Origin of the sequence: Flavobacterium geliluteum (assembly GCF_017948595.1) — a bacterium.
Classification (GTDB): Bacteria; Bacteroidota; Bacteroidia; order Flavobacteriales; family Flavobacteriaceae; genus Flavobacterium; species Flavobacterium flavipigmentatum.
In genome coordinates this window covers 20,395-34,941 of record NZ_JAGFBV010000033.1, presented here as the reverse complement: position 1 = coordinate 34,941, position 14,547 = coordinate 20,395, and the positions used below count along the sequence as shown (strand labels likewise).

Annotated in this window: 7 protein-coding genes; 2 read left to right on the top strand and 5 right to left on the bottom strand. The window is 34.0% G+C overall.

Translation table 11 applies throughout. The annotated features are described in order from the left end of the window. Positions 1-189 precede the first annotated feature (189 nt). Entirely contained in the window at positions 190-2,334 is a 2,145-nt protein-coding gene (locus J3495_RS16880; RefSeq protein WP_210667812.1) for an RICIN domain-containing protein, read from the bottom strand. A gap of 395 nt (positions 2,335-2,729) precedes the next feature. Between J3495_RS16880 and J3495_RS16875 the strand changes: the two genes are divergently transcribed. Continuing rightward, complete coding sequence (locus J3495_RS16875; protein WP_210667810.1) at positions 2,730-3,110, top strand: group III truncated hemoglobin; 381 nt, start codon at positions 2,730-2,732, stop codon at positions 3,108-3,110. Between the two features lie 7 nt (positions 3,111-3,117). Here J3495_RS16875 and J3495_RS16870 read toward each other — a convergent pair whose 3' ends face one another. Continuing rightward, entirely contained in the window at positions 3,118-4,206 is a 1,089-nt protein-coding gene (locus tag J3495_RS16870; RefSeq protein ID WP_210667808.1) for a DKNYY domain-containing protein, read from the bottom strand. A 218-nt stretch (positions 4,207-4,424) separates the two neighbouring features. Here J3495_RS16870 and J3495_RS16865 point away from each other — a divergent pair, with 218 nt between their 5' ends. Continuing rightward, on the top strand, positions 4,425-6,182 hold the full coding sequence (locus J3495_RS16865; protein WP_210667806.1) for an aromatic amino acid hydroxylase: 1,758 nt from the start codon (positions 4,425-4,427) through the stop codon (positions 6,180-6,182). Between the two features lie 165 nt (positions 6,183-6,347). Here J3495_RS16865 and J3495_RS16860 read toward each other — a convergent pair whose 3' ends face one another. The 3 genes from J3495_RS16860 to J3495_RS16850 all read right to left on the bottom strand — a co-directional run bounded on the left by J3495_RS16860 (position 6,348) and on the right by J3495_RS16850 (position 14,429). Continuing rightward, complete coding sequence (locus tag J3495_RS16860; protein ID WP_210667814.1) at positions 6,348-6,968, bottom strand: DUF4230 domain-containing protein; 621 nt, start codon at positions 6,966-6,968, stop codon at positions 6,348-6,350. Positions 6,969-7,042: 74 nt separating this feature from the next. Beyond that, positions 7,043-9,358 carry a translocation and assembly module lipoprotein TamL gene (tamL, locus tag J3495_RS16855; protein WP_210667804.1) on the bottom strand — a complete coding sequence of 772 codons (2,316 nt, stop codon included), beginning with the start codon at positions 9,356-9,358 and terminating at the stop codon, positions 7,043-7,045. Next, a complete protein-coding gene (locus J3495_RS16850; RefSeq protein WP_210667802.1) occupies positions 9,342-14,429 on the bottom strand; it encodes a translocation/assembly module TamB domain-containing protein in 5,088 nt (1,695 codons plus the stop codon). Before J3495_RS16850 ends, tamL begins: the two co-directional genes overlap by 17 nt. Positions 14,430-14,547 lie beyond the last annotated feature (118 nt).

The following is a 14,547-nucleotide window of genomic DNA, read 5'->3' as shown; positions in this document are numbered from 1 at the left end:
ATCTAAAAAGTCTTATGATTACACGTAAAAGATACAAAAAAAGGAGCAGAAAACTTTTAGCTTCTACTCCTTTTAATTAATAATTATTCTTGAAAAAGAATTTTGAAAAGACTTTTTCAGTGCCCTCAGAATATCACGCAGTCTTTTAAAATCAAAAATAAAATTACTAATTAAATTTCCAATTTTCTATTATTGTTTCATAACTTTTTTAGAATAAGATCTTTTACTATCATTGACTTTCACGACATAAAGTCCTTTTGGCAATTTTGAAATTTCCACTTCAGTTTCATTTCCTTCAACAAAGTCAATTGCTCTTTTGAGAACACTCTGACCTGCTACCGAATAAATCTCAACCTGACCAACACCTGAATTTGGAGTATTGATTTTTAAATAATCATTCGTTGCATTTATATACAAAGAAAAATCAGATGAAGCATTTGCGTCTTCTATCGCAACTTTTTTAGCCGTAGATTCTACCTGTGCCAATTGCCATTGTTGGTTTAACCCGCCTGTATACGACCATACCTGAATATTAGCGCCGTTTGCCGTTGAAACATTTTCTACATCTAATGACTTTCCACTATTCAAATTAATAATTTTATAATAACCTCCGCCAAGACTGGTAACTATCCATTTAAACTCATTTGAAGCTGAAAATGTTCTTTGCTGTACTTTTACGCCATCAGCAGTACTGTTATTTTCAGTGGTCAAATACAATCCGCTTGATTTTACAATGATGTAATGATTGCCATTTCCGTCAGGAACAAACTTCCAGCGCTGATTATTTCCTCCTCCGTTGGTAATATCATACTGCTGAATGCGACCTCCACTGGTAGTAGAATAATCTGCAACATCTAATCCTTTGTTGCTGTTTCTTGAAATTATATTATAGTAACCCGGCAAATTTACGACCGGATTTCCTGCTGACCAATTAAATGTCACCGCAGATGACGCAGGAACTGAATACTCAAATGCTGATGCTCCAGAAACAACTCTAATTGTATTTGCAGATCCTCCCGAATTGTAAACAACAAGTGCAATAGAACCGTCAGGATTTTTAAATCCAGCTGAAACAATTGATCCGTTTGTGCTCGAAGATGAAATCCTTAAAGCCCCTGGTTTGACAAATTTTGAGATTTGACCAATAATATAATAAGCCACATTTTTGGTATAACTTGTACTATTATTAACTGTTACAGCTCCTAAACATGTACTGCATCCGCCAGGAGTACGAGGTCCTAAACTTGGATTGTTCGCTGCATTCCATTCTAAAACGGTTTTTGCCCAGTTATTGGCTCCTCCAATAACAACATTTTGCATGTGCCATCCAAAATCACCGCTAAAACTTCCTCCAGCGCCCGTATATTGTTCTGTAAAATACACATTTTTATTAGTTGCATTTCGCACCGTTGACATCGCCGAAATACTTCCAGAATACAAATGAAATGCAGCGCCATCAACATAACTGCTGTTATTTAAAACATCAATAGGATAAGCCGTATTGTCGCAATTGTGATCAAATGCAATGATTTTTATATTGCCATAACCAGCAGCTGCCATTTGAGGCCCAAGTTGTGTATTGATAAAATTCTTTTGCTCTGTAGAATTCATTAACATGCTTGGTTCGTTATAAGGGTTTTCAGGTTCATTTTGAGGCGTAATTCCCCAAATTGAAATTCCCTGTGCTTGCATGGCAGCAAAGTATTTTACAAAATATTTGGCATAAGCGGCATAATATTGCGTCTGCAAACTTCCGCCAACCCAAGAATTATTCGTTTTCATCCATCGTGGTGCCGACCATGGAGTAGCTAGTATCTTGATATTTGGGTTGATAAGTTGTATTTTTTTTATAATTGGAATCAAGTACGTAAGATCTGGCCCGTTGAGACTAAAATTATTCATATTAACATCTCCCGAAGTTTCATTATAACTGTATGAAGAACTACTCAAATCAGAAGCTGCAATACTAATACGAACCACACTAGCGTTTAAACCCGTAACAGGATGGTACAAATCGTTTAACAATTGATTCTGCTGCGTAGCCGCCATTGCGCTAATGACTTCGCAACTTCCTTCAGTAAGTGTGTAGCCAAATCCATCCATAGTCTGATAAGTTGTGGCTGGATTAATTGTAATAGTGGAAGGATTACTTCCTGAATTGGCTCCAAAGCTAACATTAGCCTGTTGCTGCAACAATTTTGTTTGATCTCCGGTCGTCATCCAAGGCGTTACTGTTTGGGCAATGGCTTGAATCGACAACGAAATCATCATAACGAAATACATTATTCTTTTAAATTTCGTGTGTTTTTGGTTTTTTGGGGTAATTTTGATCATAGTTTTATAATTTTAGATAATTAAATTTTTCTTATTTTTTAAGATTAATTTTATTAATTCACCTCAATATTATGAGAAATTTAATTAAATATGTATTTTTACAACTTAACAAATACACATCATTTTAAAATTTTACCTGTACAAAAACTTATCTAAATATTTTTCAAATAATTGATTTTCAATGCTATAAAAATTAAAAATAACATAAAAACCTTACTTTATTTTTTTACCATATTCTAAAAAAATTTTACATCTTTTTTATATCAAAAAAAACAATTTTAGCTCTTTAATTTATTGGTTTTTTAAACTTAACTAATTAATATAAAATGATACTTATCATTCTGCAAACAGATCGTTAAAGCGTACTTTTGTAACCGATATTAAAACTTCAAAACATGCAACTACAAGATATTGGCAATCTCGAAGACATCACTCTTTTAGTAAATACATTTTATGAAAAAGTACAGAAAGACGATCTCATTGGTCCTATTTTCAATCAGAAAATGATCGGAAGATGGCCAGAACATCTCGAGAAAATGTATCGTTTTTGGCAAACCATTTTATTAGAAGAACATACTTATTCCGGTAGTCCTTTTCCTCCGCACAAACATTTGCCCGTAAATCAAGCCCACTTTGACCGTTGGATGGAACTTTTTACTACTACCGTAGATACGTTATTTACTGGAAAATTAGCCGAAGAAGCCAAAGTGCGAGCCGCAAACATGGCTTATATGTTTCATTATAAAATTGAATATTTTAGAAATCAGGAAAAATAACTTTTTTTTACTTTTTGCTTAAAGAGGAAATCGCCTTTCCGTCTTTATATCGATTTTGTCCATCTTCCCATACATCATATTCAGAAGCAGATTGGAATATTTCGGGATTTGCTCCTTTAACAATAGCATTCCGGAAATAAACATTTTTTCTGTCTACGGAGTATTTGTCAGAGATAATTTTGAAACTTGAATACTCCACACCAACGATCTTTTTACAACAATAATAAATGCTATTCTTATCTCTTGAAAAATCATTTTCTATGATTTCAAAACTTTCTGCATCAATTTCAGGATATAAAACGCCTTTATTAATCAAAATATGATCTACAATTACGTTCCAGTAATCAATTTTTCTAATTCTTTTGATAGTATCGAAAGTATGAATTTCAAATTCGGCATTCGTAAAAGCAGAAACAACAGTATTACCAATCTGAGCATAAGACTCATTTATAGGATGAATTTCGCCTTCAATCATTTTATGTTTTTGAATCACTTCATCTACCCCCAACATTTCTAGCCCCTCACCTCTATAACTAATGATAGCATAAATAAAATTGGCATCCACAGCAATCATATCATTTACGGGATGGAAAGTTTTAGGATCACCTTCAATTTTTTTATTTTTATAATAAACCGTATGAGCATCTTTAAACCAATTATTGCGACGATAATCCTTTAAAGACGCATCTAATAATTGATACGTTTTAGGATCAGCACCATCGATGATCTCCAATAAATCAAAGCTCTTCCCATTTGTAATGTAAACATGATTTTTATCTTTAATAATATAAGAATCATCTATTTCAAAAGTATCGTAATCAACAGATTGCTTTTTTCCTTTCCAGAAAATATTGTTTTTATCTTTTCCGAAATCTATATTTATGGGCTGAAAAGTGGCAACATCTGCATCAGATTCAAAATAACCCAATTCAAACCAATTGCCCATAGGCGAATAAACGATCAGGTTTTTTCTGTAATGATGAAAATAGGAATTTGACAGTTTTGCATTTACAGGATCTCCAATTTTAAACAAAAAATACCTGATCCCTAAGAGAAATAAAATAATAATTGCCGAAACGATTAAGAAAACTTTCATGATTCTATATTTGCTGTAATGGATACGACTTGTAAAACTACTTATTTTGTTTTATTCTAATACCAATTTTTAATAGAAGAAAAATCTATATTTGATTTTTATCATAAATTAGAGATTGCGCAATAGAATGATCTTATTTTTAAAAATCTATTTTAAAAAAGTTTATTTTAGTACTTGAAATTCGTAATTTTACATTCTCATCCTACAACGATTTCGAAATGAATGCAACTATTGAAACAAATCCGTTATTAGAAAGATTGCCAAAACATTTAAAGCAATTTATCAAACCGCAAGATTATAGCGATTATTCGCCAATTAATCAGGCCGTTTGGCGTTATGTAATGCGCAAAAATGTGGATTATTTATCAAAAGTGGCGCATCATTCGTACTTGGATGGATTAAAAAAAACGGGAATCCAGATTGATTCTATACCGAGTATGTATGGCATGAATCGTATCCTGACCGAGATTGGATGGGCTGCTGTTGCGGTTGACGGATTTATTCCGCCGAATGCTTTTATGGAATTTCAAGCCTACAATGTTCTGGTGATTGCTTCCGACATTCGACAGTTGGAACATATAGAATATACGCCAGCTCCAGATATCATTCACGAAGGTGCGGGACATGCGCCTATTATTGCAAATCCTGAATATGCCGAATATTTAAGGCGTTTTGGAGAAATTGGTTGTAAAGCAATTTCATCGCACAAAGATTATCAAATGTACGAGGCAATTCGACTGCTTTCTATCCTGAAAGAAGCCGAAGATACTCCTCAAGAAAAAATAGATGAGGCCGAAAAAGCAGTTGCCTACCTGCAAAATAATATGGGTGAGTTGTCTGAAATGGCTCAAATTCGAAATTTGCATTGGTGGACGGTCGAGTACGGTTTAATCGGGACTGTTGAAAACCCTAAAATATATGGCGCCGGATTATTGTCTTCTATTGGAGAAAGTGCCTGGTGCATGACCGACAATGTTAAGAAAATACCTTATGATATCTCTGCTGCAAATCAAAATTTTGATATTACACAACTCCAACCTCAACTTTATGTAACGCCTAATTTTTCTCATCTCAGTTTGATTTTGGAAGAATTTGCTAATAAAATGGCTTTGCGTACAGGAGGCCTTTCAGGAATTCAGAAACTCATTCATTCTAACGCTTTAGGTACTATCGAATTGAGTACGGGATTACAAATTTCTGGTGTTTTTACCAATGTTATCGAAGAAGAAGGAAAACCTGTTTATATTCAGACAACGGGCAAAACTGCTTTGTCTTACCGTGAAAAAGAATTAGTAGGCCACGGAACTTTGACCCATCCAGACGGATTTGGGAGCCCTATTGGGAAGTTAAAAGGCTTTAATCTCGCAATTGAAGACATGAGCCCGAAAGATTTACAAGCCTACAATATCGTAGAAAGTGAAACCGTAAAACTGGAGTTTGAAGGCAATATTATTGTTGAAGGTGAAATTATTACGGGTTCGAGAAATTTACATGGCGAAATTATCCTAATCAGTTTTAAGAATTGCACTGTTACTCATGGCGAAACTATTTTATTTCAGCCTGAGTGGGGTAATTATGATATGGCGATTGGTAAAAAAGTGGTTTCTGCCTTTTCAGGACCTGCTGATGTAAATAGTTTTGATCTGACAAATACGGTTCCAAAAACGACTACAATAAAAGCAAAACATACACCAGAACGCGATGATTTGGAAGTTTTATACCAAACCGTTCGCCTGATGAGAGAAAGTAAAGATTCTAGATCTCAACTAAAAACTGTTTTCGAAAAACTACAAAATAATCATCCTAACGATTGGTTATTGGCTGTTGAAATTACTGAGCTTTTGAAAGATGCGGATGATAAACAACTATTGCAGGAAGTATTGGTTTACCTTGATCAATTAAAACAAAAACGTCCGGAAGTAGCGCATTTAATCGCTGGCGGATTGGATTTGATTTTTGACAAGGAAGCTGTTTAAAGCTATAACTTTCATTTCGACGAAGAAGAAATCTTTGCGAGAAGTTCTAAAAAGATTGGACTTTCGTTGCGGAGTTAATAGTGGAGATTTACTTCGTCGAAAAGACAAGATTGTGTGTAAAAAACCTTTGAGTTTTTGTTACGATGAACCTTTGTGTCTCTTCTTTTACAATTTTAAATCGGCACTTAATTCTTTTTCTGTTTCGATCACTTTTCCGTTGTATTGCAATTTCCAACCCATTGTATTGGTTAAAATTAAAATTTTTGATAATTCGGTAATTAATCGATTTTGAGCATTGGTTTTTAAAGATGACTTTTCGATTTTCTTAGCCAGATTGGCTTTTACCGATTTGTTGATTTTATTGTAATCTTCTCCAGTAAAAGGATTTAGCTTACTCTGCTCTACATCATAAAACTGAATATCCGGATTAATGCTAATTTCTTCTTTTGGAATATTTAAAATCGTTATCGTTTTATTTTTTTCATCAATATCGTATTTCATTTTATGCAAATCATACGCAACAGTAACTTTTGCATTGACCACTATTAATGCTTTTTTTTCAAAAGAAAGCATGTCCATCAAATACTTGGCTTGGTTTTTATAGGTGAGCACTTCAGAAAAATGACCTTCGGTGACAACCAATTTACCCACATTCAGAATTTGTTGCTGAATTAAATTGGTGTTATAATCGATGGTTGAATCGTCTTCTTTTTTGAATTCACAATATTTGAAAGCAAAGACAATACCGACTATAATTACGATTACAACTAAGATTCTTTTGAGCATATTTTGCATTCGATTCAATTTTTAAACTAATTTACTTCTTTTTTAAAGCTAAATGAAGTGTTTTTTAAAATATTCTAAAAAGGATATCCAATGGCGATATTCAGCATTAGGTTTTCTTTTCGCCAAGGGCCACTTCCAAAATCAATGGCATCGATCACCCATCTTTCTCCTTGTGGCAAATACGGTTTTCTAAGTGGAAATGCCAGATCTGTTCTTAAAACCAGGAATGACAAATCAAAACGCAAACCGGCTCCTACTCCTACTGCAATATCTTTAATGAAATCTTTAGAAATTTCACCTCCGATTTTATTAGGATCTGCATTCAAAAGCCAAATATTTCCTGCATCTATAAACAAAGCTCCTCTCACGATACTGAACAATTTTGCCCTGTATTCTGTATTGAACTCTAATTTTAAATCGCCAGATTGGTCCGGCAAATAATTGTTTACAGTAGGAACATTAAAATAACTTCCGGGCCCCAATGTTCTTGCTCTAAAAGCTCGAATACTATTGGTTCCTCCCACAACAAATTGTTTAGAAGTAGGCAAAACACTCGAATTTCCGTATGCAAACCCTGCTCCTAAAATGATTCTGCTTGCCAGTTCGCTTTCTTTGCCTAGTTTAAGATAATGCCTAAAATCAGCTTTAAGCTTTACAAATTGACTAAAAGGAACATCGAATATTTTTATTGTATCCTGCTTTTTGATATTTGCTCCTGTTACCAAACCTGTAATATTTCCTGCCAAGTCTAATTCGCCATTAAAGTAGAAGGTATTTTTTCTACGTTTTTGCATCGTGTTGGTGTATGTATAAGAATAGGTTGGGCCAAAAATCAATTGTTTTTCTATTATTCTTTTTAAGGATTCATCGGTTTTAGCATCTTCCAAATAGGCAGCGGTGACATTATTTGGACTCACATACGTAATATCGACGACATTCAATTGATGTTCTTTTCTACTGTTTTCTTTCCAAATATACCCAAAAGAAGTTTTGAATGAATTTAAAGCATACAGCTGCGTTCTGTTTTGATATTCGTAACGCAATGAAGCTTTGGTTCTTGGCACAAATTCACTGGAACCTTCCCAATTAAATGGCGAAATAAATCTTGGCCATACCAAACTGGTTTCTGCTCCCAGTCTATAGATATTTTGCCCGTTGTTTTGTCCAGAAAGCTGAAAATCTGCGCCTCCAAAAACGGATACGGTCAGCAATTCTGCACCTCTAAGCAAATTTCTATTGTTCCAATTGACATTGATTTCTGTTCCCGTATAACTCGCCGAATTCGTTTTTCCTAAAACTTCTACACGAATGAATTTTTTAGGCAAAAGGGTCAGATAATAATAAGAATCTAAGGTATTCTTCAAACTATCAGAAGTTTTAAATTCATTTTTCACAAAGCTGAATGTTCCCAGATTCACAAACCGATTCAAGGTAAGATTATGATCCTTTCGATTATAATAATCTCCTTTTTTAAAGTAAATAGCCCTGTCAAAAACTCGTGGTTTAAAAGTAGCTGCCGTATCGATTATGGTGAAATCTTTATACAACACAACATCTTCTTTTTTATATTTAAGACTGTCTTTTGAAATTGAAAAATTAGGGTAGACAACGACTTTATCAATCTTATAAACAATAGTCGCTTTTTCCGGTGTCTGCTCTTTTATTTTTAATTTAATGTGTACTTCATAATCTCCTTTTGCGCTATCCACCTGTGCCAAAATATAATCGGGGTTAAAATAGTAGAATCCTTTTTCTTTTAATCGGGCATCGATACGCTCGCGCTCAGCTTTTATGACAGTTAGATCGTACGGATTTCCTTCTTTAAGCAAGCTTCTGCGACTTGTTCTGGCTATTGCTTTCCCTAAAGCCGAGGAATCTTCCGGAAAACTCACGCTTTTTATTTTATATTGTTTTTTGGGCCAAACCAAATATTCTGCTGTAATTCTTTTGTTTTTTGCAGTAGAATCGGCACTGACTCTCGCTTTAAAATAACCTCGGTTTTCTACAAAATTTCGCAGTATTGAGGAGTTATAATCAAGATCAACTTTACTAAAAAGTACAGGCTCTTCACCCACTTTATTTCGTAACCAATAGCGAAACCCTTTTTCTTTTTTGGGTTCTCCCGCCAAATTATAGATCCATAATTTTGGGCGTAATCCTAAAATTTGTTTGTTAGGCAAGGGGCGCAACAAATCCTCTAATTCTTTCTCAAGTGCTTTTCTGTCTCTCTTTTTGATAATAGAATCCTTTACTGTCACAGAAGCTCCCGTGTACAACAATTCGCCTTCAGGCAAATATTTTACATTGCTGCATCCAAAAGCAAAAAATACCAATAGTGCGATACAGTATTTTATAAATCTAAATTCCATATTACTATGTTTTTTGCTCATTTCCTTCAATTTGATCTTCTTTATTTTCTTGCGTTTTTTCTTTTAGTTTTCTTTTTTGTTTCTGCAATTTTTCTTGCCTGATCATTTCTTTTTCTGCCTCACTTCTATGAAAAAGTTCACTAAATTTATTGTAACTCATTGTAATAATAAAAGCAACACCAGTCTCTACAACTTGTCCTTCTACTGCTACCTGATACTCGTTTTTTCGATACGCACGAACCATATAACGCCCATCTTTGGTAAGTTGATAATCTAGGGCCACATCGCCCGCAATATTGGTACTTTGCTCATTGGCGCGCTCCTGACCTTCTACTCCAAAACTGCTTCCAACGGTAACTTTCAATCTGTCATTTAAGAGTTTCTTAGAAACACCAACATTCAGATCTGTTCTGTTTTCTCGGGAACCCGACGTGTAATCCTCTGTAGATTCTAAATCAAATTCCAGCTGAACCCCTTTTATTAATTCACCTGCAAAATCATTTAATTGCTGCGAAAGTATTTTACTCACACTTTGTCTCGCCAAAGATTCTGCGCTAGTTCCTCCGCTTTCACTCGCAAACGGATTTTCTCCAATAAATCGATTCAATAACAAAAGTGCAAAAACCTGTTTATTCATTTCTGCCGGCTCCTGACGCAATTGCTCTAATTTTGTTCGTGACATATCTACCACATTGGATGCAACGCCATAATTGCCGTCGGGAAGCACAATATCAAAAGTGATTTCGGGTTTCAAAAGTTCTCCGTTCATTTTTAAATGTGTCTGAAATGGAATCTTCTGCTTAAAGGTGTTTTTTTCTGTTGGACTCATGGTGCCCAACTGGTTTCCTAGTAAATCTATTGGCGCTGCTCCTACTTTGTAGATGGCCGTAATATTTAGGTTTGCCATTGTCGGCTCGCCATTCCAGATAATATAACTTCCTTTCTGAATGTCAAATTTGCGACGAATCATATTAAAATTCATCTCGTAAGCTCCTTCAGAAAACTCATATTTACCTGTCAAAGTTGTTTTTCCTGAAGGATCGATTCCTCCAGTCAGCTCAGCTTCTCCCTTTAAATTCAAGTAATCACCATTCCCTTTATCAATAACCAAAGTAAGTTCGGCCTCTTTATCTATCGAAATAGCCACACTCACATCCATCCCTTTTAGCTCTGACTGATTGAGTTTATTCTGCATATCAACAGTTTGCTTGAGATACATATTATCTTCATCAACAAACTCAACAATTCCTTCTCTGTCGGCAATCGACGGATCTGATTGTGGCAACACAACTGTAAATTTGGTTTCCTTATTTATCTTGATCGTTCCCCCTATTACAGGACTTTCTAAAGTTCCTTTTATATTGAGTTTTGTATCTAAAAATAAATCGCCATAAAACAAATCATTATCGGCTGCTTTAGAATGAATCGCTCTAAAATCGTTTCCTTCAACGAGCAATGCAAAATTAAAATTTCTAAAATCAGAAGAACCAATCGTTCCGTTTACGAATAATTCATTATCGTTCTCGTCATAAAACGAAAATTTATCAAACGAAATTACATCGTTTCTAAAAGTGATTTTTTCTTTATTGGTTTTTAGATAAGAGTTAAGTTGCGTAATTCTAAAACCAGCATCATTAAACTGTAATTCTCCCGCTACTTTTGGAGCTGCCGCGTTTCCTGTAACTTTAAAATTTCCAGACAAAAATCCTGATCCTTCTTTGATATTGTCCATACTAAAACCCTGAATACTTTTAATATTCAGATGACTAATATCCAGATTCAAGTCAAAATTACCGGTATCAATTTTATAATCTCCAAGCAGGTTTACATCATTTCCTTCTCCGCTTAAATTAACATTTGCTGCGAGAGTATTGTTTGTTTTATTGTCTACTTTTACCGTTATATTTCCTACGGGTTCGCCTTTAAAAGCAAATTCATCAATTTTTAAATCTGAAGTAAAAGTGGGTTTTATCAGCACGTTTTCGGCTAGAACAGATCCGTTTATCAGACCTTGCATTAACAATTTCTCTTTTTTAACCATATTCAAAATGGTTTCAATTTTAAAATTGACAAAATCAATCTGAAGCGGGGCATTATCCTGATTTCCCTGCGATTGTATTTTGAGTTCATTACCCGAATGATCCAGATACAATTTATTAATATACAATCTTTTGCCTCCAAATTCTATTGAATTTTCGGCATTTAGATTCCATTTATCATAATTAAGGACAAAATTCTGAGCATCAAATTTTACTGTATTTTTTGCTTTATCACGAAGCAATTCTCCAGCAATAAAATACTGTTGCTGCTCTTTTGTATCTTTCACTTCCAACGCATACGTCAGCTCGTTGTTTGCTGCTTTTCCTGTCAGACTTGTATGCGGAATTTTTAGAGAACCGCTCTCAATCGTAGCCACACTTAGCTGATAATTTATAGCATCTTCCTTTACTTCTACCTTCATTTTTCCGTCAGAAATAGTAGTATTGGCGTAAACAATTCTCGGGAATGCTCCTTTAATTTCTAAAGAATCTGCCACACTATTGTATTTTCCTGTAATTTTAATAGGTTCTAAACTAGTTAGATTTGGAATTAATTGAAACAATATCGGATCATTTTCAACACTCAGATTCAAAGTGATATTTTGCTCATCTGAAACTGTTTTTGATTTTGGAGTTCCTAAATCGATATATTTTGAAAGCGATTTTTGCAAGCTATTCGAGAGCGTTGTCAGTTTGTATTTTCCATCCAATTCTGCCTTTAAAAACTGCGAGCTAATTTTAATATTATTATGATTATTATCTGCAAAAGCAATAATTTTGACCGAATCTAAAACGACTGGTTCTGCATTCTGCAAAATCTGAATATTAGACAAAAATATTTTTCCATTAAGGAAATCAGGATTGCTATTGGTAATATCCCCGTCTATATTTCCGCGAAGTTTCATTGGTCCAGCATGAAGATGCAACTTTTCGAGGTCGGCAATGTCAAGATTGAGCTTCATTTTTCCTGATGGATATTTCTCTTTTGTATTTCCGCTGGCCACCAAATCAAAATGCAAATTCGGATCCTTCATCCCTGATTTTACTGTAAAAGCGCCATTGGCAATGCTTCCTTTTACAGCCAAATCTCGATACGTATATTTGTTAAAAACTGCTTTCTGAACCAAACCATCTAATTCTGCCTGCGCCGTTTTCGGGTCTAAACCTTTCCCTTTTACTTTCGCTTTAAGCGTGATTTTTCCAATAGAATCATTTTTGATTAATTTTCCCAAATCAAAATCAAGCAAATAAACGGTTGCGTCATATTTTTCATTTTTCTTGATGCGCTGATCAAACAAAGCATCAACTTTTGCATTTCCGAAACTGCTGTTTAAAGTCAGATTGGTTTTGAAATTTTGAATACCGCCTTTCAATTTTCCTTGTAAATTAAATTGAGCTGGCAACTGAATATTGTCCGGAATTGTTCCTTTCGGCACAAAAGAAGTGACATCTTTGGCGGAACTTTGTAACTTTTTAATATTCAAGTCGAAATATGCCTTTTCGGTATTTGGCATTCCTTTTATTTTACCCGAAAGCGACACACTAGTCGTACCAATTCCGGTCATTTCGAATTGCTGAATATCTAAATCACTAACTTTTCCGCGCAAGCGTGTATTCAAAAGTAAAATTGCATTAGGATTACTCCTAAAAACATCCTGCTTTTGTAAATCCGGAACAAACAACAATATATCTTTAAAACCTACTTTAGACTCCTTTAAATTAGCTTCTAAAGCAAGTTTATCTATGTTTTTAGAAATCGTAGCAATTGACTGGTAACTCAATTTGATATTATCTCTTAACAGCGTTTGAGGTGTACGCAAATACAAATTGTTTAAATACGCATTTTTGGGCCCGTAAAAAAAATCTGTTTTGAGCGACTGAATCGCCAAACCGCTCTTTTCATTTACTGTAAGAGATTTGATATTTCCGGAAATTGTATCATTGCCGTAATATAATTTTTCAGCTTTAAAATTAAATTTATGCAAATCAAGATGACTATAATCAATCCCTTTTTGAGTGGGTTTTGAGTGCATATCATCAAATTTAAAAGCTATGTTTTGAAGATCAACATCTTTTAATTTTACTTTCCAACCCACCTGCTTAATCGAAGTCGAATCTAAATTGGGCGTTTCTATTTGCTTGTCTTTGGTTCCTAAACGAAGGTTTCCTTTTAGATTTTTTAGTTCGAAAACATCAAAATCCAGCAGTTGATTATTCAGATCGATTTTATTAAAGGCTACATCAAGATTACCCAATTTTATTCCTGAATCTAATTTTGAATCTTTGTTATCATAAGCAATATCAATTTTAGACAAACTTATTTTGCCTAATTTTAAATTGAAATCTTTTCTTTTAGAAATGGTATCAACCGCATTAACAGATGCTTCGGCAATTTTCTCGACAGCATCTTGATCCAGAACCAACTGTAACCCGTTTAGATTAATATTCGGGATATCAAAACTCATTTTATCTAAATCAAATTTCTGGAATTTGGTATCAAAATGTGTTAATTTGACCTTGATATCATTTTTAGAAAGATCGTCTTTAAAATTAAATTTTATATTGTCCAGATTTACATTGACAACCGAAATTGTAAACGGTTTACTGTCCGGATCTTTTTCTTTTTGTTCCTTCGATTCAAATGCTTTTATAATATAATCAAAGTTGAAAACTCCGTCTTTGTTTCTGGAAATATTTGCTGTGGTATTTTGCAGGGATATCGAATTTATCTCGAGTTCACTACTAATCAATTTAAACAAATCAATATCGAGTTCCAATGTTTTGCCACTTAAAAGTGTATCTTTATTTTGATCTTCAAAATAAAATCCTTCCAACACAACTTCTTTCGGAAAATGAATAGCAATTCGATCTAAAGAAACTTTGGTTTTTATCTTTTTTTGCAAATAAGTAATGGCTTTGTCTTTGGCATAATTTTGAATCGACGGAACCTGAATTAAGATCGTTAAAAGTAATAAAAGTGCCGTGATCGAAGCCAAGCACCAAAGTAGCACACGTACTGTTTTTTTTAAATAATGAACTGATTTGCTATTCATACGTGAACAAAAAACATTTAGATTAACGTAAAAGAGTACTGAAAGTACAGTCTTATACAATTTACAAAATTGTAAAAAATAAAATGAAACCTTTTACGTAATTACACTAAGTTGTTTC